Genomic DNA, 25,990 nt, shown 5'->3' on the forward strand with positions numbered 1-25,990 from the left:
ATCTAAAATTTTTGGGATTATTATTCAGCGTAAACATCCAAATGGGCCAAAACCTCATCTGGTTGCTCTAGCTCATAGGCAATTTTCTGACTGTCCTTAACCAAACGGATGCCTTCCAAAAGAATGATATCCTTTTCATCAAGACCACTTTCAACTACAAACAAATGCGAAAGCTCTGCGCCTACCTTGATTTCCTTTTGCCTTACAATATGGTCTTGATCTACCACAAATACGTAACGTTTATCCAAAACCTCAAAAGTAGCCTTCTGCGGAATCAACATGGCATGTTTTAAAGGCGTCGTCATCAAGACCGTTCCTGTTTCACCATGACGCAAAATGCCATCAGGATTTTGAAAGGTCGCCCTAAAGGCAATATTTCCTGTTTCGTTATTGAATTCTCCTTCAATGGTTTCAACAACACCTTTTTGGTTGAATGTTTTATTGTTGGCCATCAACAGACGAACCTCTTTTTTATCGTCTTTGTTTTGACTCATGACATAATCCAAATACTCGGCTTCAGGCACATTAAAATATACCCACATCTGGCTGTTATCTGAAAGTGTTGTCAACAACTCGCCTTCTTCCAGCATACTGCCCTCACGCACATGAAGGTGGTCCAATATTCCATCAAAAGGCGCTTTAATATTGGTAAATCCTAGATGGGTTTCTGCCAAAGCCACTTCAGCCTTAGACTTTTCGTAATTGGCCTTTGCCAAGGCCAATTCGTTTGGAGACACAACATCATTGTCTGCCAACAATTTGGTATTCTGGTATTCAATAGTAGCAGCCTCACTTTCGGCCTTGGCCTTTTGAAGCTCTGCTTGATAGATATTCGGCATGATTTGGAACATCATCTGTCCCTTTTTCACCTTTTGACCTTCATCTACTCTGATGTCTTGCAGGTAGCCCTTTTCCATGGCTCTGATCTCGATATTTCGGATAGAATGCACCTGACAGACATATTCCTTGGTAATGGAAGTGTCCCTATACACAGGATTGGTTACCTGAAAGGTCCGTTCTTCGTGCTTTTCTTCCTTGTGCGAGTTACAACCTACACTACATACCATGGCCAATAGGCCAACGTAAATTGGAAATCTCTTCATAATAATTTTTGTTTGTATAAAGCTCCTTGGCTTTATGTTTGAATAGTTTGAAAAAAGTATGAATGGAAATAAGCAATATGTCCGCTAAAAGGTCTAGATCCTTAGGACACATTACAGAAGTTAGGCAATACTAAATTGCCTTAATACGTAAAAATCAAATCCTGAAAACTTGGTACAGGACGGATATTTTTTGGGATGGTAAATGCACATGGCACTTACTAAGAGGTAGGTGTTTCTTCTTTTCCAGAAGAATGAAGCCAGTGGCTATGGCAAAACAAATAGCCGCAAAGTAGTAGCCTTGGCTTTGGAGAAGTTTATCAAAATCGTAAAGGTGAGCACTTTCTTCTTCAGGTTCCGCAATGGAAACTTCCAATAGTGGAGTTTCCTTTTCGGAATTGGACCATCCCTTGGTAACGAATGCTCCTTCCTGATGTTGTTGCTCAATAGTTTGAGATTGATTAGCAACAATTTCTCCTTGCCCATTCACCGTAAGATTGGCATAGGCTTGGCCGTACCCAAACACGAGTACCGCACATACAAATAAAAGATATTTGAGGAATGTTCTAATCATTTGGGAGGCAAAACTAAAAGAAGCGAAGAACCCAAACAAATTTTAAACATTAAATATTTGCAAAAAAGTATTGCTTTTATGAATTCCCTGATTTTAGATGATTGAATTTATAAATACTGAAAAAAGGACCATCCCTAAAACAATAAATCGCAATTACCTATCTACCAAAGACCAAACACAAGCAACAAACGCACGAAGAAATCAGGAAGCCTCTCCTTCCAATTCTGCCATTTTCTTACCAACATGGGTAATTACTTCATTGTATTCCTTAGTAGGACTAAAATCAATGAATTTGACATTTTCCTGAACTATGGCCGTATGACCTGCAGGCAAATAAAATACATCACCTTCTTGCAACAGGTCTTCTTTCCCATCGTCATAAAGCACCAAAAGTGCCCCTTCAATAATGTATCCCCAATGCGGGCAATGGCAACTGTTGTTGTCCAAGCCATCTAAAAGCGGCGTAAAGTCGGTTCCGGCTGGTAACTCATTATAACAAGCGGTCATTGCTCCAAAATCGGCCTGAGCACGCATAATCGCATCTGGAGACTGCATGGTAGTGGGGATGTTTTCCTTGTTGATTTTCATGACCCTATGATTTAATTATCAGAAAGTTACGAAAAAATATACTCATTTTAACAGCGGAAATACGACAGTTATCCACAGGCAAATTTTCAAGACACCAAAAACCATCTCTTAACACTTAACCCCTAAAGTTAAGCATTCCTTAACCCAAGAAACCCTTGGATTCGCTCATGAATAAGTTTCTTTGCGACTCTTTAACTGGATAACTATCGATGGAGCCTGCGTTTTGTATAGCTCCTTAAAACATCGATGAACTTGAGATGAAAGGCGTGGTTTCAGCTCCCACGCCTTTTTTTATTCCAACTAATTAAGAATTTGATTTAATCACCTGAATAATATCTTCCTTCTGAAGAACTCCAGATTGTCGCCAAACCTGTTGCCCATTTTTAAAAAGCAACATTGTAGGCACACCCCTAACCTGATACTTAGCTGCCAAGGCATTATTTTTATCCACATCTATTTTTACAATTTTAACGGAGTCTCCCAGACTCTCCTTAACCTGTTTTAAAACAGGCGCCAACATTTTACATGGCCCACACCAATCGGCAAAAAAATCTACCAACACAGGGGTATCGGCATTGACAATATCATTAAAACTACGCTTCATTGTTAAGGTTTTTAATCACATTTTCTAATTTGGAACTCACTTCTTGCGCAACATCCTTCAAGGTTTCGTTACCCACCGCCTGCATAGACACCATGGGGTTGATACATGACACCTCAATTTGGTTAGGCTCAAGCTCCTGAACAATAAAGTTACAGGGCAACATGGTTCCTATTTTATTCTCTGCCTGAAGTGCCTTATAGGCAAATGGCGGATTACAAGCGCCCAAAATTTTATATTTCTTGATATCCACATCCAACTTATTTTTCAAAGTTTGCTTCATATCTATTTCCGTTAATATACCAAAACCTTCCTGTTTCAATAAAGCAGTTACTTTATCTATGGTTTCATCAAAAGTTCCTTTTGTGTTTGTTGAAAAATAATAACTCATGTTTTTATCGATTGATTTACAGTTATTTAAAATACAAAGTTAAGAAAACCCAACTTTTTTATCGTGACCTAGGTTACAGTATTTGAACAGAAAATTACACTAAGTCAAACCCAATTTTTTATATTTTTAAAAACCAAAAGGCAACATTCTCATAAGCATGACTCCCTTAGAAAAAGATTATTTATTTGTTTATGGCACTTTATTAAAAGATACAGGACACGAGATGTCCCGCTTTTTACTTGAACATGCGCAATGGATAGGCGATGGTTATTTTTACGGCAAACTCTTTATTGTAAACAGTTTTCCTGGAGCAATTTTAAGTGATCAACACACAGAAAAAGTGTATGGCAGCATTTACCAACTTAGCAATACCATTCGTGTTTTTGAAGTTTTGGATAGTTACGAAGGCATGGATCCTCATTCCACAGAACCTGATCTCTACAAACGTATAAAAGTTGACACTTATTTAAAAGATGGCAGCACACTGCTATCCTGGGTGTATATTTACAATTTAGACACAGAGCATCTGGAACAGATCCACTCAGGAAACTACTTGGCACCCTAAAAATCACACTTGCAAGCCTTAGCCTCCCTTAACGACAAAGCTAACATTCATTATTATTTCGTTTCTTTGCGGCACTTTTTCAGAAGCTATGCAACATTTTGGCGACACATTGATACATCCTTTAAAGGCGGATTCGGGAGTAGACTTACCGGAAAAATTTACATTTCCATTTTACTACCAACCCCATCCCTTATGCATTCAGGCAGCACAGGATTTACAGGCCTATTTGGAAAACCAAACCGATTTTGAGCATAATTTTGGTTTAGCTCCAGAAATGCAAGGCTTGGTTATTGGAAAAATGTTTGGAGTGATGGTGGTTAAAAATCAACAGGACGAATTGGCTTATCTAGCAGCCTTTTCCGGAAAATTAGCTGAAAGCAATCACCTTAAAGGCTTTGTTCCAACCGTATACGACACCTTAAACAAAGAAGGTTTTTACAAAAAAGGAGAAGCCCAGCTTAATGAACTCAACAGAACCATTGAAACCCTTGAAAGTGCCAACGAATTACGAATGGCCAAAGAACAGCTAGCTGATAGTAAAAGAAACGCAGAAAAAGAACTTTCAGACTTTAAGGCCATGATGAAGGCCAAAAAGAAAGAACGCAACAAACAACGGGATGAAGCCAAAGAAGTTTTAAGCGACAGTGAATTTCAAACCCTTTTTGAAAGGTTGAAAACAGAAAGTATCGGGTATCAAATCCAGTTGAAACAACTAAAACAACATTTGGAAACCGCCATAAGAGATACCGAACTTAACTTAACCAAAGTCACAGCTCCCATTACCGAGCTAAAAGAACAGCGCGCATCACAATCGGCTTATCTACAAAAGCGACTTCATGAACAGTACCGCTTTTTAAATGCCGAAGGCCTTTCAAAAGATTTATTGGACATTTTTAAAAACACATCATCCCCTGTTCCCCCAGCAGGATCGGGAGAATGTGCCGCTCCAAAGTTGTTTCAATACGCCTATCAAAACCAATTGCAACCTATTGCCATGGCAGAATTTTGGTGGGGTGCGTCACCAAAATCTGAAGTGCGCAAACACAAACAGTTCTACCCCTCTTGCCGCAGTAAGTGCGAACCCATTTTAGGCCACATGATGCAAGGCTTAAACGTGGAAGACAATCCCATTGAACAATCCATAACCTATGACAAGGAATTGGACATTGTATTCGAAGACGAGCATCTTTTATTAGTGAACAAGCCACACGAATTTTTGTCGGTTCCAGGGAAGACCCAAAACGAATCGGTATTGACAAAAATGAAACAATACCTCCCAAAAGCAAAAGGTCCGCTGTTAGTACATCGTTTAGATATGTCTACGTCTGGCTTACTATTGGTAGCTAAAAACAAGCGCACCCACAAATTGCTTCAAAGACAGTTTATAGAACGTACCGTAAAAAAACGCTATGTCGCCCTTTTGGACGGCGAATTGGCAACCACCGAGGGCACCATAGATTTACCATTACGCGTTGATTTGGACAACAGGCCTCAGCAATTGGTGTGCTATGACCACGGAAAGCCTGCCAAAACACAGTATGAAGTAGTGTCTGTAGAAAACGGGAAAACCCGTATTCACTTCTACCCAATTACAGGACGCACCCACCAACTACGGGTCCATGCAGCGCACAGCAAAGGGCTGCAAATTCCAATAGTAGGCGATGATTTATATGGCACCAAAACCGATAGATTACACCTTCATGCCGAACGTTTAACGTTTACGCACCCTGTTTCCAAAGAGGTCATGACCATCATTTGCGAAGCGCCTTTTTAAAGTAAGGCATTACTTACTTTTTGAAAAAATTGTATTTTAGACAAAAAAGTTTCAGATGCCAGTAGACAATCCTTTATTTCTAATTCCGGCCAGCTCAGGAACCATTTTTATGTTACTTGGCTTGGTCATGCTTAAGTTTCCTCCCAAAACCATCAACCCTATTTACTGTTACAAGACGGGCAGTTCCATGAAAAATCAGGAACGTTGGGATTTTGCCCAAGTTTACGCCGCAAAAATATTAATGATAGCTGGAGCCCTTCTTATAGTATTTAGTTTACTGGGATTTGCGTTCGAACCAACACATAAAACGGCTTATGCCTTAGGCAGCGCTGCACTAATTGGCTCAATAATTGGCATTCTTCTGAAAGTAGAACATGCTATCAAGCAAAAGTTTGGGAAAAGTTAAAAAAGGAATTCCCAAACTGCTCAATAAAAATAACACAAAACAAAAAACCACCTTAAATAGGTGGTTCTTAAAAAATATCAACAACTCTTATTTTGTTTCTATTAAAGGCATGGCTGTCTGTAGTTCATTATCTATAGACGTTTGAACGTAGAGTTCAAATTGGACAAACTTAGCCGCCGTTTTTGCTCCAAATTCCTTCTCATACTTTTTATAATATTTCCACAGGATTTTATCGCTCTGGTCTCTAATGGAAAATGTTTCCTTGACAATGTCTGCTGCCTGCTCATCGGTAAAGGTTCCATATTGGTAAGCATATTTTTTCAACAGGGCAATTCGTCTATTGGCCAAATCCTTTCGTTCTTCGGTATAATCATTATAGATTTCCCAAAACTTGGCACTTTGTGATGTTTCCAAATCCAAAAATTCGCCAAGAGCCATTTTCTTTTCAGAATTGAACAAATCCTTAAAGGCTTCCATTTCTGCATTCTGAGCAAAACTCTGGAAACCAAACAAAAGCATTACAATTAAAATAATCTTTTTCATCGCTTGTTATGTTTTTAGTTATCTCGATTAGTCTCACGAAGTTATTGCTTTCTTATTAAAAAAACAAAGAAACCAAACACGTAACACAATGAATACCAATTGATAACAAACAACATAATAGAAACCAATACAGCTTACATTTATATATTCATTCAATTTATGTCCCTCTTTAGCCTTCAAACTGCATTTTGTCGATGAAATTTAATCTTCATCTATAATAATTGTTGCAACTAGCATATCTCAATAATTTAAATACACCCAGTAAGCTAAAACAATTTAAATGAAATGGAAACCAACAACCAACCAGCCACCATTATAAACTTTTGGAAAGAAAATTACACCAAAAACATCGCAATTGATGATACCTTCCGAAATTCGGAGCAACTCATTAAAATTGCCAATATTTTTACTCCCGGAGCCAGCTACTATTACATACTCAACCTTAAAACCTTAACCATAGAATACATTTCCCCCAGTGTTGAGAAAATTTTAGGCATCCCACCTGAAGAAGTCACCATGGAAAAAATGCTTGAAAAAGTTCAAGAAGACGAATTCCAAAAAATCCTCAAAAAAGAGCAGACCATACAGGACTTCTTCTTCCGGTTTTTACCAAAAGGGGACATTCTTTCTTATAAAATTATTTTTACTTACAATCGGGTTGATCAATCAGAGCAAATAAAAACCATGATGGTCCAAACTTCAATCATAGCTCTAAGCGAAGAAATACTCCCGAAACATATTATTAGTATCCATACCGACATTAGTCACCTAAAAGTAAAATCGACAAATGAAGTTTCCTTCATCCATTTGGATGGGGAAAAGTCCTATTATAATATTTGTAGCCAATCGGGGTGCTTTTGCCCCAACAACTCTATTGACAAGAAAAAGGATTGGATAGAATGCATCACCAAACGCGAAAAGGAAATCATACAGCATTTGGCAAAAGGAGAAAGCACCAAAACCATTGCCAATTTGTTACACATCTCTGCCGAAACTGTAAAAACCCACAGAAGGAATATTGCCTTAAAGTCTGGCGCAAGTAATACTGTAGAATTGATTAGCCAGTGCATAAATGCCGGGATGATAGTTTAATTGAATATAAAGATGCTGTGTTTCATTAAAAAAGTTAAAGTACGGAAATGGTGAAATTCTATAGAAAAATTAGACAACAACTACTATCGGATGGTAAAACTGGAAAGTATTTCAAATATGCTATTGGAGAAATAATATTAGTTGTAATTGGTATTTTGATTGCTGTAAAAGTTAATGGATGGGTCAATACCTCAAAATTAAAAAAGGCCAACAGAGAGTACTTGGAAAAGATGATAAACGAACTTGAGCTTAATAAAAAACGTATGTCAATGCTATCCAATCACGAACCTACGGAAGAAAGCCCTTATGTTGGTTTGGAGGAGGCTATCAAAAACTGTGATTCTTTACTAAAAAAAACCTATAACGGACTAGCAGAAGATGATATACTCTTTTATATTAATAATCCAATTTCAGCTGGGGGCTCATATTTAAACTTGTATAGAAGTGTTTATGATGAACTATTAAATACTGGAAAGCTGTACACCATAGGTTCGGAATCTATTGAAACAGCTATTAAGGATTATTATTTACGTTGCGAACGGGAAGATTTATATAACAAAGCCAATACTGAATCCATTAAAGAGGGATTTCGTTTAATGGAAAACTCTTTAACCAAGTTAATTCAAGATTACATTCGGGATAACCAAAATTTTAATATCTCCAACTACCCATGGTATTTTGACAAAAAAAGCAATGAATACCAAAATCTTCAAATTGCTTTAGGAAAAATTCTAAGAGGACAAAAAACCAACCTAATTAAAATTCAACAAATACACCAATTTTCAGATTCATTAATTGTGAATATCAATAAAGAACTGTAGTAAATACTATTTTCGAAAGAACAGACACGCTACAACACCATGTATAATTCATGACTTCAAATTTTCCTCACGTAAAACCCTCGCAATTTTTCCGTTTTGTTTTCTTAACCTGATCACCAACTAAAATCAACTAACTATTTACCAACAATATATAATCGCTCTAAACCAAAATTAAAGTAAATTTATCCTATAACTATCTCTTATAAAACGGCTCTCCGCCTTTGCAAAAAAAACGACCCAAGAGCATTGATATTTTAATTATGCCAAAGCTACATATTGAAATAAAAGAAATTAGACATGCTAGGAAGGCTCGTAGAATTGAGGAAATTTTAAGAAAGAAAATTGATGTCAATTTTGTGTCTGTTTCAGCTTCGGGAATTGTCCAATTAGAATGGGATAACAAAAATAGCCAGACCAATCAATCCTCCATCATTCAATCCATAGAGAAATTAGGGTTTAAAATCGGGCAGATTCATAGTGACTTCATAAAAAATGAATCGACTGAGCATCACGAAATTTCATCAAAACTGCTATTTTTTGGCGAAAACACCGAATTATATTTTGCTATAATCAGTGGTGTACTCTGGCTATTAGGGTTGGTCATTTCCCTGTTTTTTAACACTGTCCAAAGTATACCCACCACCCTTTTTGTTATCAGTTGTTTTTGGGGTGGTTTTTTCACCTTCATCACGGCCGGAAGAGATTTGTTGAAAGGACATTTTGAAATAGATTTTCTCATGCTTTTTGCTGCAATAGGCGCAGCGGCCTTAGGCAAATGGGGCGAAGGGGCGCTACTGCTATTTTTATTCAGTTTGGGCCATGCCTTGGAACACTATGCCATGAAGAAAGCTAGAAAATCTATCCAAGCCCTCTCCGATTTAACACCCCCCGTAGCTTTGGTCAAAAGAGATAATAATGTGGTAGAAGTAAGGGTTGAACAATTAATGATAGGAGATATTATCGTGGTCAAGCCCAACACCAAAATTGCAGCCGATGGTGTAATAACAAAAGGAACAAGTGCCGTCAACCAAGCACCAATTACAGGGGAAAGTCTTCCTATTGACAAACGTCCCAGCCTACAATGGATAAATGAAAATGACATAAATAAGTTAACGCCTGAAAATCGCGTATTTGCAGGTACAATAAATGGCAGTGGCGTCTTGGAAGTGAAAGTTTTAAAGCAAGCAAAAGACAGTACCCTATCCAGATTGATCACTTTAGTAAAAGAGGCCGAAACTCAAAAATCCCCAACACAGCATTTAACAGACAAGTTTGAAAAATATTATGTACCCATAGTTTTAATAGTGGTGATTTTACTATTGCTTGCATTTTTAATCATTGACGAAACCTTTCAGCAAAGTTTTTACAGGGCCATGTCAGTATTAATTGCCGCTTCGCCATGTGCGCTAGCCATCTCCACACCAAGTGCAGTTTTGGCTGGAATAGCAAGAGCCGCTCGACAAGGCGTTTTGATAAAAGGTGGGCGACCATTAGAAGACTTAGGCGCACTGAGTGCCATTGCTTTTGATAAAACAGGAACTTTGACGGAAGGCAAACCTAAACTGACCAACGCGCTTCCTTATGGAAAAACTACCAAAGAACACCTATTGAAGGCTGCCATTGCCGTAGAGGCATTGAGCGACCATCCATTGGCAGCAGCTATTGTGGAAGGTGGAAAGAAAGAATTAGGAGCAACAGACATTTCCGAAGCTGAAAATCTACAAGCCTTGGTAGCAAGAGGCATTAAAGCCTTTTGGCTAGGTTCCGTTATTCATATAGGAAATAGGCGGCTCTTAACAGAAATCACAGGTGAAAAAATTCCATCTGAAATTGACAGAAACATGTCAAAGTTCGAGTCCGAGGGGCATACCGCCATGATTGTTCATCAAGACAAAGACTATTTAGGGATCATATCAGTGATGGACGTGGCCCGCCCAGAAGCCATAGAGACGCTTTCAGCCTTAAAAGAACTTGGCATTAAAAGAATGATAATGTTAACAGGAGACAATCAAAAGGTTGCGGATGCCATTGCCAAAAACATAGGTATTACGGATCCTTTAGGTAGCCTGCTCCCAGAAGATAAAGTAACGGCCATTGAAAAATTAAAAGAGGAAGAAAAAGGCAGTGTCGCTATGGTGGGAGACGGTGTCAACGACGCTCCTGCCATGGCAAAAAGCACGGTAGGAATCGCAATGGGAGCAGCTGGTTCAGACGTGGCTTTGGAAACTGCAGACATCGCTTTAATGGCAGATAAACTGAACAACCTCCCTTTTGCCATTGGACTTAGTCGAAAAGCGAAGAAAATTATAAAGCAAAACCTGATTATAAGCCTAGGAATGGTTGCGATACTTGTACCATTAACGATATTGGGCATGGTGGACCTTGGTCCTGCCGTTATAGGTCATGAAGGTTCAACATTAGTGGTCGTTCTAAATGCCTTACGGTTGTTGAAGTATGAAATTTAAATCGTATTACACAAAAAAAGGAAGACAGCGTATAACAAAGACTAAAAAACAAAACCCGATTAATCTAAGATTAACCGGGTCTTTGTACCTTGGGTGGGAATCGAACCCACACTTCCGAAGAAACTGGATTTTGAATCCAGCGCGTCTACCAATTCCGCCACCAAGGCTTGAAATCGGATTGCAAAATTATAAATTATTTTCATTCTCACAAGAAAAATTTGCAACTTTTATTCTTTTAGACTTAAAATAAATTCCTAAATTTGCACCTCATTTAACAAACCGAATTTTAATTCGTTACAAAACAAACATTTACCAATGCCTAATGTAGCTACAGAAGCCAAAATTTTTACCTGCACACAAAGCAGGGAGCTCGCTGAAAAAATTGCAGAGAACTTTGGTGTTAAATTGGGGAACGTGATTACCTCAACTTATAGCGACGGAGAGTTCCAGCCTTCATATGAAGAGTCTATTAGAGGAACTCGCATTTTCATTATTGGATCTACTCACCCGGGACCTCAAAACCTAATGGAAATGTTATTGATGATTGATGCTGCCAAGCGTGCTTCTGCAAGACACATTACAGCGGTATTGCCTTATTTTGGATGGGCTAGACAGGACCGTAAGGACAAACCTAGAGTGCCGATTGCTGCAAAATTGGTCGCAAAAATGTTGGAAGCAGCAGGGGCAACCCGTATCATCACTATGGATTTGCACGCTGATCAAATACAAGGGTTCTTCGAAAAACCGGTAGACCATTTGTTTGCATCCACAATCTTTTTACCTTATTTGGAAAGCTTAAACTTAGATAACTTAACTATTGCATCTCCTGACATGGGAGGTTCTAAAAGAGCTTACGCCTATTCCAAAGCATTAGGTAGCGATGTGGTTATCTGTTACAAGCAACGTGCAAAAGCCAACCTCATTTCACACATGGAACTTATTGGCGACGTAACTGGTAAAAATGTGGTTTTGGTAGATGATATGGTGGATACTGCAGGAACTTTGACCAAAGCAGCCGATTTGATGATAGAGAGAGGTGCATTGAGCGTTCGTGCTATCTGTACACACCCTATCTTATCTGGTAGCGCTTACGAGCGTTTGGAAAATTCCAAATTGGAAGAGTTGATCGTTACAGACTCTATTCCTTTAAAACAAGAAAGCAAAAAGATTCGCGTATTGACTTGCGCCGAACTATTTGCCGATGTAATGCACAACGTGCACTACAACAAATCAATTAGTAATAAATTTTTAATTTAATATAAACAACAAATGAAATCAATTACAATCAATGGATCTCAAAGAGAAAGCGTGGGCAAAAAGGCAACGAAAGCCCTACGTAATGCTGGACAGGTTCCTTGCGTATTATACGGAGGAGACAAGCCAGTTCATTTCTCAGCACCTGAATTAGCATTCTCTAAACTGGTTTATACGCCTGATGCGCATACCGTTGTGATTGCTTTGGAAAATGGCGACACTTTCAACGCCGTAATGCAGGACATCCAATTTCACCCTGTAACCGATAAAATCCTTCACATCGATTTCTATCAGTTATTCGAGGACAAAGAAATCACTATGGATATTCCAGTACACATTATCGGTACTTCTAGAGGGGTATTGAATGGTGGTGTATTACGTAAAAACAAGCGTAAACTTAGAGTTAAGGCTCTTCCTGCTAACTTGCCAGATTTCGTAGAGGCAGACATTACTCCTTTGAGAATTGGAAGCAAGCTTTACATTACAGCTTTAGAAAACGAAGCTTACAAATTCTTACACCCAGACAACACTGTAGTATGTCAAGTAAGACGTTCTAGAGCAGCAATGAATGTATCTGACGATGATGAAGATCTAGATGAAGACGATGCAGCAGAAGCACAAGAATAGATTTTAAATCTTATATTCAAAAAGCATCTCCATTTGTGGGATGCTTTTTTATTTTTACACAAACAATCAGGTATGTGTAAGAAGTTTTTTAATTTCTTTAAAAGAACCCCTTCGGTTAAAAACAAAGACATTCACCCCATGAAAAAATTTCTTATTGTAGGCTTAGGAAACATAGGAGAAAAATACGCCGAAACCCGGCACAATATCGGCTTTAAGGTATTGGATTTTTTAGCTAAAAAGGAAGCCCTAACATTCGAAACCCAAAAATTGGGAGATATCGCTATTTACAAATTAAAAGGAAGACAATTTATTTTGCTAAAGCCGAATACCTACATGAACCTAAGCGGAAAAGCAGTTCAGTATTGGCTTTCCAAGGAAAACATTCCATTGGAAAACCTTTTGGTAATAACAGATGATTTGAATCTTCCTTTTGGCTCTATTCGCTTAAAAACCAAAGGAAGCGATGGCGGCCACAATGGATTAAAGGACATTCAAGACAAATTGCAAACTACCAATTACAACCGCTTTAGGTTCGGTATAAGCGATGCTTTCGCCAAAGGGAGACAAGTAGACTATGTTTTGGGAGAATGGACTCCCGAGGAAACCGAAAAGCTTCCGGAACGCTTAGAAAAATCCACAGAATTGATCACCTCTTTTGGATTGGCAGGCGTAAACAACACCATGAACACCTTCAACGGGAAATAAAAAAGGATCGACTTAAGTCGCTCCTTTTTTACATAAATATTTTCTCTTAAATTATTCTACGATAATTTTTTTGGTAGCGCTACGCTCACCATCATTTACCGTTACCAAATACATTCCAGATTGGACATTGTTCAAACCAATAGTCTGAATAAAATCTGATGAATTGGTAAATGACTTTTTGTAGATCAAACGTCCTCTTACATCATAAACATCCACCTTGATGTCATTACCCGATAAGGAATTCAACTTAATAGTAAACTCTCCTTTATTAGGGTTAGGGAAAATAGTGAATTTGTTGGCAGCAAATTTGTCAACACCCAATGATGTTGGCGTTGCTGTACATATTTCAATATACCAAGAATTCAAAGTTCCATAATCCATAGGTGAGAAATCGGAAATTTCCAACTTCCATTCCCCATTAGAGCCCAATCCAGAAAACTCATTTAAAGGAGTCTGTGGGGAAAAAGTTCCACTTACTGGATTTGCACAGGTAATTGCACCTCCTTCATCATTAAAAACCACATCCAAATCATCTTGTCCATTATTACAGTTCCTATTGTAAAGTGTCGCTTTAACTTCCCCGTTTGGATGTTTTAACTCCACAAAAAGATCGCCCACCCATGTATGCGTTATATCTGTATATACAACCGTCGATTCAATTGTTTCAGAATCTGATATATTCAAAGAACTTGATAAAACAACTCCTTGTTGTCCATTAGTAACAGCATCCTGAATCGCTAAACCAAGATTGCCAGAATCATATTGTACACAAACAATTTCATAATCCAATGCAAAAGGATGTGAATTCACAGCATAATAAATGTTCCCTACTGGTTGAACCATAATTCTACATGAAAGGGCAGGAGTATCTGGCACTACAATTTCTTGTGCACCATCATTAGGGGTATTTTCTGCCAAAACTACATCAAAAGTCTCTCCCCCATTTGTAGATAACAAAATATTTACACGGGATGTGTTGATATTATTTGCTGTGGTACCAGCAACATTCCACGTGATAATTTCTGTATCACCATGGCTCCAAAAAATTCCCTCTTCATTTTGCGAAGTCACTGTAAATGGTCCCGCGGCAGCATTAACAGTAACTTTCATTAAATCGGCATCAGTTTGTCCAATCCCATTACCTATGCCACTCCCGTTATCTCTAACCAAAAAAGCGAAGTTCAAATCTCTAGTAACTGAAGGTGTGACTTCCCAAGTAGGCGTTAAATTACCATTTAATACATCCTCGATTTTTGGCAAATATCGTTTCGGTGAATCTGAAGGCAGTAATGAACGATATAAAGGACCTGTATCCCATGTAGACTGAGGCTTCCCAACTTTACCTGATGGTGCTGCGTCATTTTGATACCAACTATAAGTCAAGGTTTCAACCCCATCGACATCTGTAGCAGAGCCAGTTAACACAAATGCCGTACTTGCAGGTATGGTATAATCTCCACCTGCGTTTGCAATTGGCGCTTGATTAACTAAAACGGATTCTTGAGCACATTCGTTACCCAAACCATTTTTTACATAATTGAGTATTTGCTTAACACTTATATAATTAAAATGAGCGTCGCTATGATATTGTACATTTGGATCACAAATACCTGCATACCCCATAATAGAACTACCACTTCCCGGCTCAACCTCACTTTCACCATTTCCACTAAAACATTCAATACTAGATTGTATATGATAAGCTCCAAACTGATGTCCCATTTCATGAGCTACATAGTCAATATAGAATGCATCACCAACTGGATTTGAACTTCCCGTATACGCCATCCCTTTATGATTACTATATTTAGAAGTAGATACACACACGCATCCTATACATCCCGCATGCCCTCCCCCTGAAGTATTAAAATTATGACCTATGTCATAATTAGCAACTCCTATAACATCATCTAAAGTTTCTGCAGTTTTAGTATTATATTCACCCATCCAAGGATCTGTTGCCGAATCTAAATAAATGACATCATCGTTATTCGCAACAAACTGCATAGTAATAGCTAGGTCTCTCTCGTATATTTCATTAACCCGGTTCATTGTTATTACCATTTGCGAAAGAACATTAGCCTTACGTACAGTTACACTTCCCGATCCAGCAAAAAGAGCAGCGTATTCACCTGTACATGAAAGTGCCAATCTATATGTCCTTAGTTTTTGATCGTTAGCAGCAAATCTTTGAGATGATTTATCGACCTCAATAGACTCCAACAACACTCCTTCATCCTGAAGGCATGAAAAATCTTGAGAAGCCCCTTCTAAAGCTTCTTTCTCATAAACCATATACGATTTTAGATCGGAAGTATAAGGATCTATATATACTGCACCTTGCTTTCCAGAAAGCATCATGGCATGTATACCAAACTGCGTAACACTAAAACGCATGGAAGCCGTTGGATCATTAATTCCAAATGCTTTGTACGTTTTAATCATTGGATATTTATTTGCCAATACAGGATCCATAATTGAAGACTCCAAAACTTGGAACGACTGTAACTCTCCATTGGCATTTGGAAACTGAACAATGGCATTAGACTTTTTTGAATCTTCTTCTCTTGATGGAGCTTTTCGAAGGACACTTTTAAACTTTTCAAGATCCAACTCAAAAACTTTAAAAACATTTGGTTCCACCCTTCTTTGCTCCTTTCTTGCCTTTCTTACAGAATTCGTCTCCACCCTTTTCCAATAAGATTGTGAAAACAAAACTGACACATTCAAACAAAACACTAAAAGAATTAAAACTTTAGTACAATTTAACTTCATTGTTAATTAAATTTTAAGAGCTTACACGAATATATCATATAATAATGAACCAAAAAAAATAACATACTTTACAGTTAATAATTTAACATTCCAAAATTTATTCATACTTCCAAATAGCAGTATGTATTTCATCAGAATTTCAAAAAAATCCAAGAACATTACATTGCCATTTGTTAAAAAATAAAGGCCATGCCTACACTAAAAAGGGAGGATAGATTTTTTCAATCCTCCTTTTTTATTTTCATGGCTTTAATACCTATTTTTACACAAAAAAGCAGGCTTGAAACTTCACAATTCTTCAACAACATATATAGACAAACCTTCCGTAATTACCATAGGCACCTTTGACGGCGTACATATTGGCCATCAAAAAATTATTGAGCGTCTCATTGCAACGGCCAAAGGCAAAGGACTGGAATCTGTCATTCTCACTTTTTTCCCTCACCCCAGAATGGTACTTCAAAAAGATGCCAACATCAAGCTTCTGAACACCATTACCGAACGCCGAGAAATCTTGGAGCAAACTGGATTGGACCATTTAATCGTAAAAAGGTTTACAAAGGATTTTGCCAATTTATCAGCCCATGATTATGTAAAAAAAATACTTGTAGATGAATTGCATGCCAAACACATTATAATTGGTTACGACCATCGGTTTGGAAAAAACAGAAGTGCCAACATTGAAGACCTTAAGGTATTTGGAGAACAGTTTGGGTTTGAAGTCGAGGAAATTTCGGCAGAAGACATTGAAAATGTTGCCGTAAGTTCTACAAAAATAAGAACAGCCCTCAACAATGGAGATATCGCCACGACCAATGCTTATTTAGGCTATCCTTACTTTTTGACGGGAACCATCACACAAGGCAAAGGGCTAGGCAAGCAAATTGGCTTTCCAACGGCTAACATTCATATTGAAGAAGACTATAAACTCATTCCAAAAAACGGAGTTTATGTTGTTAGGTCACAATGGAACGACCAACCAGTATACGGCATGATGAACATTGGTACCAATCCCACTGTTGATGGCAAAACACAAACCATAGAAGTTCATCTATTTGGAACCAATGAAGATCTTTACGGAAAAACCATTCGGGTTGAATTATTACACCGTCTTCGAGATGAACAAAAATTTGCATCAGTAGCCTTATTGCAAGAACAGTTGAAATTGGATCAAGAAAATTCCTTGAAATTCATTGCCAATATCGATGAATAAAATCCTCTTCAAACATATAGACAACAGTGCCCTTGTTGTATTTAGGGCCATTTTTGGGTTGTTATTAATTTTTGAAAGCATAGGAGCCATCTTTACAGGCTGGATCAAGCGCACCTTGATAGAACCAAAATTCACTTTTTCGTTTATAGGTTTTGAATGGTTGCAGCCCTTACCAGGAAACGGCATGTATGTTTATTATGCCATAATGGGACTTCTAGGATTGTTTATCATGTTGGGATATAAATACAGATGGAGCATGCTTGCCTTCACCATCATGTGGACAGGAACGTATTTCATGCAGAAGTCATCTTACAATAATCATTATTATTTATTGATGCTCCTAAGCGCTATGATGGTTATTCAACCTGCCAACAGATATTTTTCTTTGGACGCTAAATTACATCCCGAAATCAAAAGCAATTCCATGCCGCAATGGTGTAAATATCTTTTTGTGCTACAACTTTTTATTGTTTACACTTATGCGTCCATAGCTAAAATGTACCCCGATTGGTTAAATGCATCTGCCATAGGACTGATTTTAAAATCCAAACAACACTATTTTTTAGTTGGTGAACTTTTACAAGAAAAATGGGTACACTACTGCTTGGCTTATGGAGGCATTTTGTTTGATGGATTGGTAATTCCATTAATGCTATGGAAACGCACTAGAAAATACGCTTTCATTGCTTCCATTTTCTTCCACCTGTTCAATTCATTTGTATTTCAGGTAGGCATTTTCCCTTATTTATCCTTAGCCTTCAACCTATTTTTCTTTGAACCAAAAACCATTCAAAAGCTATTCTTAAAAAAGAAACAATTTTATAACGAAGGAGAGATTTTCATTCCGAAGTATCATAAAGTTATGATCGGGGTCTTTTCTGTATACTTTCTATTCCAAATTGCGCTTCCGTTGCGCCATCATTTTATTCAGGATGATGTACTTTGGACAGAAGAAGGCCATCGTCTCTCTTGGCGTATGATGCTGAGAGCCAAAAATGGCATGGCCACCTACAAAGTAATTGACAAGGCAACAGGCAAAGAATTACCCATACGACTTAGTGATTATCTCACCAGAAAGCAAATAAGGGGAGCCATGGTAAAACCCGACGTCATCTGGCAGTTTTCCCAACATTTAAAAAAGGATTTTGCAGAGAAGGGATTTGACGTAGAAGTCCATGTTACCTGCCATATAAGCGTCAATGGTAAACCGAGACAAGAGCTTATAGATTCCAGCGTAGATTTGGCCAGTGTGCCTTGGGAACCTTACAAACACAGTTCTTGGATTTTGCCTTCAAAACAAGATTGATTTTATAGCTAATTCCTTAAATTTGTTCCTTAAATTTTAAAGCACATGCTACAAGTACCTTTTATTAGAGAGCACAAAGCCGATATCATTACTCGTTTGTCAAAACGAAATATCGATGCCACCGAAATGATAGAAACCGTCCTTAAATTAGACGAGGACAGAAGAGGTTTCCAAACACAATTGGACAACATTTTAGCTGAGTCCAATAGTATTTCCAAGGAAATTGGAATGTTGTTCAAATCAGGGAAAGTAGCCGAAGCCAATGACTTAAAGGAAAAAACAGGCCAGCTGAAAGAAGATTCAAAAACCCTTTCAGATCAGCTTAATGAAACTACAGAAGCTTTAAATCAGCTTTTATATAAAATACCGAATGTTCCTAACGCAATTGTTCCTGCAGGGAATACCGATGAGGACAACGAAGAAGTATACCGTGAAGGAGATGTTCCTGTACTTCCGGAAGGCGCATTGCCTCACTGGGAATTGGCTAAAAAATATGACATTATAGATTTTGAACTAGGTAATAAAATTACGGGGGCTGGGTTTCCTGTGTACAAAGGAAAAGGGGCCCGATTACAGCGCGCCTTGATTGCCTATTTCCTGGATAAAAACACCCAAGCAGGCTACACCGAGTACCAATTGCCTCATTTGGTAAATGAAGCTTCAGGATTTGGTACAGGCCAATTGCCAGACAAAGAAGGACAAATGTACCATGTTACCGAAGACAATTTGTACTTGATCCCTACTGCCGAGGTACCTGCAACAAACATCTTTAGAGATGAAATGTTGAATGAAAGCGATTTACCTATCGCCTTAACAGGATATACGCCTTGTTTCAGAAGAGAAGCAGGAAGTTATGGCGCACACGTTAGAGGTCTTAACCGTTTGCATCAATTTGACAAAGTTGAAATTCTGCGTGTGGAACACCCAGAAAGATCTTACCAGGCTTTGGATGAAATGGTAGAACACGTTAAAGGTATTCTTCAAGAACTAAAATTGCCCTACCGTATTTTAAGACTATGTGGTGGCGATTTAGGATTCACCTCAGCCCTTACTTATGATTTTGAGGTGTTCTCAACGGCGCAAGATCGTTGGTTGGAAATTTCATCCGTTTCAAACTTTGAAACTTTCCAAGCCAATCGCCTTAAATTAAGATTTAAAAACGCGGAAGGCAAAAAGCAGTTATGCCATACACTTAACGGTAGTTCCCTGGCCTTACCAAGAGTGCTTGCAGGGATACTGGAAAACTACCAAACCGAAGATGGCATCAACATCCCAGAAGCGCTTATTCCTTATACAGGTTTCGACAAAATATAATTTAGCAGGAAAATACTTAAAAAAATCGACGAAAGGCAAAAAAAACATGTCATTCGTCGATTTTTTGTAGTTTTATTTTGATTTTTTGTAAATAAGTATGAAGTTAGTACAGCGATTAAATTAACCTACTTATGAAAAATCTTAAGCGCATCATTATACTTGTGTCACTTATTGTGTTAGTGAGTAAAATTTTCTTTTAAAAAGAATTACAACAAGCCCACATATAGCATTAAAAATTGCCACAGCAGAATAATTGAATCATTTTAAAAAATAATGATTAATAGCACATTTATTTTGGCTGGTAATGCCCGAACCTAGGTTCGGGCATTTTTTTTATCAAAACATTCACAGCAAGTAGCAGCCGCATTCCTTATATTTACATAAATTAGCCTTATGAAAAAGATAGTTTTACTTGTTATTGCGCTATGGAATACTTTGGTTTTTTCCCAAAGCGAACAACTTGCAGACAACTATTTTAAACAAGGTGATTTTGAAAAAGCCCTGATCATCTACCAGCAATTGGACGAAGAAAAACCAGGCTCTACCAAATACCTCTACAAAATCGTAGAAACCTATCAGCAGCTGGAACAGCACGACAAAGCTGGCCAAATGCTCTCTGAACGTATCAGTAGAAGTTCTTTCCCTACCCTACTAATTGAAATGGGCTACAATTACCAATTGCAGGACAGCATGGCCTTGGCGAATAATTATTACAATCAAGCCATTCAAAAAATAGAAGAACGCCCTATTTATGTTAGCAGTATAGCCCGCCAGTTTGAAGAACATTCCCTTTTGGACAAAGCTATCATTGTTTACAAACGCGGCATCGAGCTCAATCCAGACCAGAATTACAATATCCAATTGGCAAGAATTTATGGTGAACAAGGAGATGTCGAGCAAATGTTCTCCAATTACATCGACTACATAGAAGACAAACCAGAATTCCTCAACAACGCCAAAAGAGCTTTCAGCGATTTTGTTTCGGAAAACAAAGAGAATGAAAACAATGTTTACCTTAAAAAATTACTGCTGAAGAAAATCCAATCGCAACCGGACGTGTATTGGTATGAACTCTTGAGTTGGCTCTATGTTCAGGAAAAAGATTATTCAAAATCCTTCACCCAAGAAAAGGCACTTTACAAAAGAAATCCAGAAAGTTTGGACCGCATCATGGAACTGGCCATGGTAGCCACCTCCGAAAAGGACTATGAAACAGCCACTGAAATTTTAGAATTTATCCTTCAAAATTCACAGGACATTTCCAGTATTTTGAAAGCTCATCAATTGTTACTGGACATCAAAACAGCCAATGCTTCCCCAAAGGAATACAATAGCATCGATGTCCAATACCAAGCCGTTTTTAAAGAATATGGCACTTTTGAACAAACAGTTCCCCTTCAGATTGCCTATGGTAACTTTTTGGCCTTTTACAAACATGAGCCTGAAGAGGCTAGCAAATTCTTAAAGCAGTCCCTACAATTGGAGCTTTCCGATTTTCAGGAAGCCACAGTTAAGTTGAAATTGGCTGACATTTTGGTCTACCAAGAAAAGTTTAACGAAGCCTTGATTTTCTATTCACAAATTCAGGCCAATCTAAAAAACAGTACCATTTCACAGGAAGCCCGTTTTAAAGTTGCAAAGACCAGCTATTACAAAGGAGATTTTGAATGGGCCGAATCCCAACTGAAAATTCTAAAGGCCTCCACGTCCCAACTTATCGCCAACGATGCTTTGGACTTGAAGCTACTGATTTCGGACAACAAATATGAAGACTCACTTCATGTGGCTTTAAAACTGTACGCCAAAGCCGATTTAATGGCCTTTCAAAACAAAAACGACGAAGCCATTGGCCTATTGGATAAAATCCTGACAGAGCACAAAGGAGAAAGCATAGAAGACCAAGCGTTCTTTAAACAAGCCCAATTGTTTGAAAAGAAAAAGCAATATGAAAAGGCAGCCAATAACTATCAATTAATCATTGCCAACTACCGCGATGATATTCTGGCCGATGACGCCTATTATTATTTGGCAGAACTCTATAGCAACCATTTAGCGCAACCCGAAAAAGCTAAAGAACTTTACGAAAAAATAATTTTCAATCACGAAGACAGTATTTACTTTGTCGATGCCAGAAAAAAGTTTAGGATGCTACGTGGCGATGCCATCAATTAAACACGTTTTTTCAGCCGCAACATTCCCCCCTACAACACTACTTTTTGTAATTGAACAATTCTCTGATCCCTTGGTTAGAATTACAAAAAATAGGCTTATCTTATGAAAAAAGAATAAAACCTTTTGAAGATGGCGGGGAACTCCTGTTATTTGCAAAAAATTACCGAAATCATGATTATTTACAACGTCACCACGCATATTGAAGACACCATCAAAGAAGAATGGTTGCATTGGATGAAAACGGAGCACATCCCTCAAGTATTGGCCACAGGTAAGTTTAAGGAAGCAAAACTTACTAGGGTTTTGGTAGAAGAAGAAAAAGGCGGGTTGACCTTTTCGGTTCAATATAGAGCCCTTTCAAAAGAAGCCTTGAACGAATATTACGAAGTATTTGCCACGCAATTGAGAAATGAAGGGCTTAAAAAATTTGCAGATAAGATGCTGTCCTTTAGAACCGAATTGGAAATTATCGATGAATACACGGTAGATTTCAACTAAAACGCAGTTCACTCAGTTCTTACATAAATTCCTATTAAAACCATTTCGATTATGGCACATCAACATCAGGTAAAAGCAAAAAAACATCTAGGACAACACTTTTTAACCGACGAATCCATAGCCGAAAGAATTGCCGATTCCCTTTCCTTGGAAGGCTACAAGCACGTGTTGGAAATTGGCCCTGGTATGGGAGTTCTCACCAAATACCTTCTCAAAAAGAACATCACTACACTTGTTATTGAAATTGACACCGAATCTGTGGAGTATCTTAAAAGCCACTACCTCAATCTAGCAGATCGCGTTATTGAAAAGGACTTTTTAAAATACGACCTTACCGAAGTTTTCGGGAACGAACCTTTTGCCATCATTGGTAATTATCCCTATAATATTTCATCCCAAATCGTCTTTAAGGCTTTGGATATGCGAGACCAGATCCCTGAGTTTTCGGGAATGTTCCAAAAGGAAGTCGCCCAACGTATTTGTTCCAAAGAAGGCAGCAAAGTCTACGGCATCCTTTCGGTATTAACCCAAGCTTTTTATGATGCCGAATACCTATTCACCGTGCCACCAACAGTCTTCAACCCTCCACCAAAAGTAGATTCTGGAGTACTGCTTTTAAAACGCAAAGAAAACTATATACTTCCTGTAGACGAAGCCCTTTTCTTTAAGGTGGTAAAAACCGCGTTTCAACAACGTAGAAAAACCATGCGCAACAGTTTAAAAACACTCATTTCTTCAGAAAATTTAAAAGCAAATGTTATATTTGACAAGCGCCCCGAACAAATCAACGTTCAAGAGTTTATCGAACTCACATCCCTAATTGAAAACCAATAACATATACCACGTTGCCTGAAGAAAGAGAGCACATACAATTTGAACTGACAGATGGACTGATAGAGCAGGTTGAGCAACTCATTGAAGAACAAAACAACAAAGAGCTGCGCAAACTCCTTCATGACTTCCATTATGCCGATATTGCCGAGATTCTGGATGAATTAGATCTGGAAGACGCCATCTATATCATCAAATTGCTCGATTCTGAAACCACTTCGGATGTGTTGATGGAGCTGGATGAGGACAACCGGGAGAAAGTCCTAAAAAACCTTTCTGCTAAGGAAATTGCAGAAGAAATTGAGGAGCTTGACACCGATGACGCTGCCGATATCCTTGCGGAGCTTTCCGAAGAACGTCAATTGGAGGTTATTTCCAATATTGAGGACGAAGACCATAAAGCAGAAATCACAGAGCTTTTAGCCTACGACGAAGACACTGCCGGTGGATTGATGGCCAAAGAGCTTGTGAAGGTCTATGCTACTTGGACCGTTGCAGGCTGTTTACGCCGTATTAGAGGACAGGCAGAAAATGTTACCAGAGTGCATTCCATTTACGTGGTTGACAAACAGGAAAAACTCATCGGACGACTTTCCCTTAAAGATTTAATCACAGCCAAAAGTGACCAAAAAATAGCCGATATCTACATTAAAAATGTGGATTTTGTACATGTGGATGAAGACGTGGAAGAAGTAGCTAAAGTGATGCAGAAGTATGACTTGGAAGCCATTCCTGTTGTGGACGAAAACCAGATATTGCTCGGTCGTATTACCATTGACGACATTGTAGACGTTATCCGTGAAGAAGCTGATAAAGACTACCAGTTGGCAGCCGGTATCTCGCAAGACGTTGAAGCCGATGATACCATCTTTGAATTGACCAAAGCGCGGTTGCCTTGGCTATTGATTGGAATGTTTGGAGGCTTGGGAGCGGCTACAATTATCTCTGGATTCCAAACAGCCATGGAAAAATATACCATCCTGTTATCTTTTGTTCCCCTTATTCAAGCAACTGCAGGAAATGTGGGAGTACAATCGTCTGCGATTGTCGTGCAAGGTTTGGCAAATGATACGGTTAAAGGAAAAATAGTGAGACGCCTTTTCAAAGAATTCCTTTTAGGATTGGTAAATGGTATTGGCATTGCCTTAATCGTACTACCCATAAGCCATTTCTTTTTTGGAACTCCTTATTTAGTTTCCATTACAATCTGCGTAGCCTTGATTACCGTAATTGTAATTGCCGCTCTTGTAGGTACTTTTATCCCTATATTTTTAGATAAACGCGGGGTAGACCCTGCCGTTGCTACAGGACCATTTATTACAACCAGTAACGATATTTTTGGAATCTTAATTTACTTCCTAATCGCCAAAATGATTTTAGGTTTTTAATACCCATTATGAACATTCTTCACCTCGATACCAATCACCCTTTGTTAATTCAGCAACTCAATGATTTGGGGTTCACCAATCATGAAGATTACTCCTCTTCGAAAACCGAGATTGAATCCAAAATCAAGGACTATGAAGGTATCGTCATAAGAAGTAGATTCACCATTGACAAACAGTTTTTGGATGCCGCAACAAACTTAAAATTCATAGGTCGTGTTGGTGCAGGATTGGAAAATATAGATTGTGATTATGCTGAGCAAAAAGGCATTTCATTGATTGCTGCACCTGAAGGCAACCGAAACGCTGTAGGTGAACAGGCCTTAGGCATGCTCCTTTCGCTATTCAACAACCTTAATAAAGCCGATGCTGAAGTGCGACAAGGCAAATGGCTTCGCGAAGCCAATAGAGGCTTGGAACTCGACGGAAAAACCGTGGGCATTATTGGTTATGGCAATATGGGCAAAGCCTTCGCCAAAAAACTGAAAGGTTTTGAAGTAGATGTCTTGTGCTACGATATACAAGATGGTGTAGGCGACAACAATGCAGAACAAGTTCCTTTTGAAGTGTTCTGCAAACAAGTGGATGTGGTAAGCCTTCACACACCCCAAACACCTCTCACTCTAGGCATGATTGACCAAGCATTCATTAAAAAATTCAAAAAGCCATTTTGGTTTATCAACACTGCCCGTGGCAAGAGTGTGGTAACCGAAGATTTGGTAGATGCCCTAAAAACAGGAAATATATTGGGTGCAGGTTTAGATGTTTTGGAATATGAAAAGGCCTCCTTTGAAAATCTGTTTTTAGAAGAAATGCCCGAGGCTTTTAAATACTTGATACAGGCCCAAAACGTATTGCTTACGCCGCACATTGCCGGTTGGACAGTAGAAAGTAAAGAGAAGTTGGCACAAACCATTGTTGACAAAATCAAAGCTGAATTTTACTAAACCGCATTTCAGTTCCCTAGCAGAATTACTACTTTTTATACTA

General features: G+C 38.4%; 24 protein-coding genes and 1 tRNA gene. 17 read left to right on the forward strand and 8 right to left on the reverse strand.

Annotated elements, in window-relative coordinates; translation table 11 throughout:
* Window positions 1-20 precede the first annotated feature (20 nt).
* The 5 genes from ZA06_RS05095 to ZA06_RS05115 all read right to left on the reverse strand — a co-directional run bounded on the left by ZA06_RS05095 (window position 21) and on the right by ZA06_RS05115 (window position 3,254).
* Window positions 21-1,103, reverse strand: a complete 1,083-nt coding sequence (locus ZA06_RS05095) for an efflux RND transporter periplasmic adaptor subunit (RefSeq protein WP_053976300.1) — start codon at window positions 1,101-1,103, stop codon at window positions 21-23.
* A gap of 154 nt (window positions 1,104-1,257) precedes the next feature.
* Window positions 1,258-1,674, reverse strand: coding sequence for a hypothetical protein (locus ZA06_RS05100; protein ID WP_053976301.1), 417 nt, complete (start codon window positions 1,672-1,674; stop codon window positions 1,258-1,260).
* A 201-nt stretch (window positions 1,675-1,875) separates the two neighbouring features.
* Window positions 1,876-2,262 (reverse strand): cupin domain-containing protein, encoded by a 387-nt coding sequence (locus ZA06_RS05105; RefSeq protein ID WP_053976302.1) that lies wholly within the window; start codon window positions 2,260-2,262, stop codon window positions 1,876-1,878.
* Window positions 2,263-2,566: 304 nt separating this feature from the next.
* A complete protein-coding gene (trxA, locus tag ZA06_RS05110) occupies window positions 2,567-2,866 on the reverse strand; it encodes a thioredoxin (RefSeq protein WP_053976303.1) in 300 nt (99 codons plus the stop codon).
* A complete protein-coding gene (locus tag ZA06_RS05115; RefSeq protein ID WP_053976304.1) occupies window positions 2,856-3,254 on the reverse strand; it encodes a DUF302 domain-containing protein in 399 nt (132 codons plus the stop codon). Before ZA06_RS05115 ends, trxA begins: the two co-directional genes overlap by 11 nt.
* 157 nt (window positions 3,255-3,411) lie before the next feature.
* Between ZA06_RS05115 and ZA06_RS05120 the strand changes: the two genes are divergently transcribed.
* The 3 genes from ZA06_RS05120 (at window position 3,412) to ZA06_RS05130 (ending at window position 5,999) form a co-directional block, all read left to right on the forward strand.
* The gene (locus ZA06_RS05120; protein WP_053976305.1) at window positions 3,412-3,819 is read left to right on the forward strand and encodes a gamma-glutamylcyclotransferase family protein; all 408 of its coding nucleotides are present in this window, start codon (window positions 3,412-3,414) and stop codon (window positions 3,817-3,819) included.
* An 88-nt stretch (window positions 3,820-3,907) separates the two neighbouring features.
* Window positions 3,908-5,593 (forward strand): RluA family pseudouridine synthase, encoded by a 1,686-nt coding sequence (locus tag ZA06_RS05125; protein WP_053976306.1) that lies wholly within the window; start codon window positions 3,908-3,910, stop codon window positions 5,591-5,593.
* Between the two features lie 55 nt (window positions 5,594-5,648).
* A complete protein-coding gene (locus tag ZA06_RS05130; RefSeq protein ID WP_053976307.1) occupies window positions 5,649-5,999 on the forward strand; it encodes an SdpI family protein in 351 nt (116 codons plus the stop codon).
* An 87-nt stretch (window positions 6,000-6,086) separates the two neighbouring features.
* On the opposite strand, the gene ZA06_RS05135 is transcribed toward ZA06_RS05130, so the two are convergent.
* Window positions 6,087-6,542: a hypothetical protein gene (locus tag ZA06_RS05135; protein ID WP_157503109.1), complete on the reverse strand. Its 456-nt coding sequence runs from the start codon at window positions 6,540-6,542 to the stop codon at window positions 6,087-6,089.
* Window positions 6,543-6,827: 285 nt separating this feature from the next.
* Between ZA06_RS05135 and ZA06_RS05140 the strand changes: the two genes are divergently transcribed.
* The 3 genes from ZA06_RS05140 (at window position 6,828) to ZA06_RS05150 (ending at window position 10,920) form a co-directional block, all read left to right on the forward strand.
* A complete protein-coding gene (locus ZA06_RS05140; protein ID WP_053976309.1) occupies window positions 6,828-7,634 on the forward strand; it encodes a response regulator transcription factor in 807 nt (268 codons plus the stop codon).
* Between the two features lie 47 nt (window positions 7,635-7,681).
* Window positions 7,682-8,455 (forward strand): hypothetical protein, encoded by a 774-nt coding sequence (locus ZA06_RS05145; protein ID WP_053976310.1) that lies wholly within the window; start codon window positions 7,682-7,684, stop codon window positions 8,453-8,455.
* 260 nt (window positions 8,456-8,715) lie between these two features.
* Entirely contained in the window at window positions 8,716-10,920 is a 2,205-nt protein-coding gene (locus ZA06_RS05150) for a heavy metal translocating P-type ATPase (protein WP_053976311.1), read from the forward strand.
* An 85-nt stretch (window positions 10,921-11,005) separates the two neighbouring features.
* Here ZA06_RS05150 and ZA06_RS05155 read toward each other — a convergent pair.
* A tRNA-Leu gene (locus ZA06_RS05155) sits at window positions 11,006-11,087 on the reverse strand.
* A gap of 148 nt (window positions 11,088-11,235) precedes the next feature.
* Between ZA06_RS05155 and ZA06_RS05160 the strand changes: the two genes are divergently transcribed.
* The 3 genes from ZA06_RS05160 to pth all read left to right on the forward strand — a co-directional run bounded on the left by ZA06_RS05160 (window position 11,236) and on the right by pth (window position 13,506).
* Window positions 11,236-12,177: a ribose-phosphate pyrophosphokinase gene (locus ZA06_RS05160; protein WP_053976312.1), complete on the forward strand. Its 942-nt coding sequence runs from the start codon at window positions 11,236-11,238 to the stop codon at window positions 12,175-12,177.
* A 12-nt stretch (window positions 12,178-12,189) separates the two neighbouring features.
* The gene (locus tag ZA06_RS05165) at window positions 12,190-12,801 is read left to right on the forward strand and encodes a 50S ribosomal protein L25/general stress protein Ctc (protein ID WP_053976313.1); all 612 of its coding nucleotides are present in this window, start codon (window positions 12,190-12,192) and stop codon (window positions 12,799-12,801) included.
* Between the two features lie 138 nt (window positions 12,802-12,939).
* A complete protein-coding gene (gene pth / locus ZA06_RS05170) occupies window positions 12,940-13,506 on the forward strand; it encodes an aminoacyl-tRNA hydrolase (protein ID WP_157503111.1) in 567 nt (188 codons plus the stop codon).
* A 51-nt stretch (window positions 13,507-13,557) separates the two neighbouring features.
* Here pth and ZA06_RS05175 read toward each other — a convergent pair whose 3' ends face one another.
* On the reverse strand, window positions 13,558-16,281 hold the full coding sequence (locus tag ZA06_RS05175; protein ID WP_053976315.1) for a reprolysin-like metallopeptidase: 2,724 nt from the start codon (window positions 16,279-16,281) through the stop codon (window positions 13,558-13,560).
* A 280-nt stretch (window positions 16,282-16,561) separates the two neighbouring features.
* On the opposite strand from ZA06_RS05175, the gene ZA06_RS05180 reads away from it, so the two are divergent.
* From ZA06_RS05180 to ZA06_RS05215, 8 genes are all read left to right on the forward strand, one after another.
* Window positions 16,562-17,494 (forward strand): bifunctional riboflavin kinase/FAD synthetase, encoded by a 933-nt coding sequence (locus ZA06_RS05180; RefSeq protein WP_053976316.1) that lies wholly within the window; start codon window positions 16,562-16,564, stop codon window positions 17,492-17,494.
* On the forward strand, window positions 17,487-18,800 hold the full coding sequence (locus ZA06_RS05185; protein WP_053976317.1) for an HTTM domain-containing protein: 1,314 nt from the start codon (window positions 17,487-17,489) through the stop codon (window positions 18,798-18,800). Before ZA06_RS05180 ends, ZA06_RS05185 begins: the two co-directional genes overlap by 8 nt.
* Before the next feature lie 45 nt (window positions 18,801-18,845).
* Window positions 18,846-20,114, forward strand: coding sequence for a serine--tRNA ligase (serS, locus tag ZA06_RS05190; RefSeq protein ID WP_053976318.1), 1,269 nt, complete (start codon window positions 18,846-18,848; stop codon window positions 20,112-20,114).
* A 393-nt stretch (window positions 20,115-20,507) separates the two neighbouring features.
* Window positions 20,508-22,286 carry a tetratricopeptide repeat protein gene (locus ZA06_RS05195; RefSeq protein ID WP_053976319.1) on the forward strand — a complete coding sequence of 593 codons (1,779 nt, stop codon included), beginning with the start codon at window positions 20,508-20,510 and terminating at the stop codon, window positions 22,284-22,286.
* 129 nt (window positions 22,287-22,415) lie between these two features.
* A complete protein-coding gene (locus ZA06_RS05200) occupies window positions 22,416-22,784 on the forward strand; it encodes a DUF4286 family protein (RefSeq protein WP_394332244.1) in 369 nt (122 codons plus the stop codon).
* Between the two features lie 51 nt (window positions 22,785-22,835).
* On the forward strand, window positions 22,836-23,618 hold the full coding sequence (rsmA, locus tag ZA06_RS05205; RefSeq protein ID WP_053976320.1) for a 16S rRNA (adenine(1518)-N(6)/adenine(1519)-N(6))-dimethyltransferase RsmA: 783 nt from the start codon (window positions 22,836-22,838) through the stop codon (window positions 23,616-23,618).
* A gap of 11 nt (window positions 23,619-23,629) precedes the next feature.
* The gene (gene mgtE / locus ZA06_RS05210; RefSeq protein WP_082331935.1) at window positions 23,630-25,003 is read left to right on the forward strand and encodes a magnesium transporter; all 1,374 of its coding nucleotides are present in this window, start codon (window positions 23,630-23,632) and stop codon (window positions 25,001-25,003) included.
* Window positions 25,004-25,011: 8 nt separating this feature from the next.
* Window positions 25,012-25,947, forward strand: a complete 936-nt coding sequence (locus ZA06_RS05215; RefSeq protein WP_053976321.1) for a 2-hydroxyacid dehydrogenase — start codon at window positions 25,012-25,014, stop codon at window positions 25,945-25,947.
* Window positions 25,948-25,990 lie beyond the last annotated feature (43 nt).

The sequence above is a fragment of the Mangrovimonas xylaniphaga genome, from assembly GCF_001280435.1.
In the GTDB taxonomy this organism is placed as follows: Bacteria; Bacteroidota; Bacteroidia; order Flavobacteriales; family Flavobacteriaceae; genus Mangrovimonas_A; species Mangrovimonas_A xylaniphaga.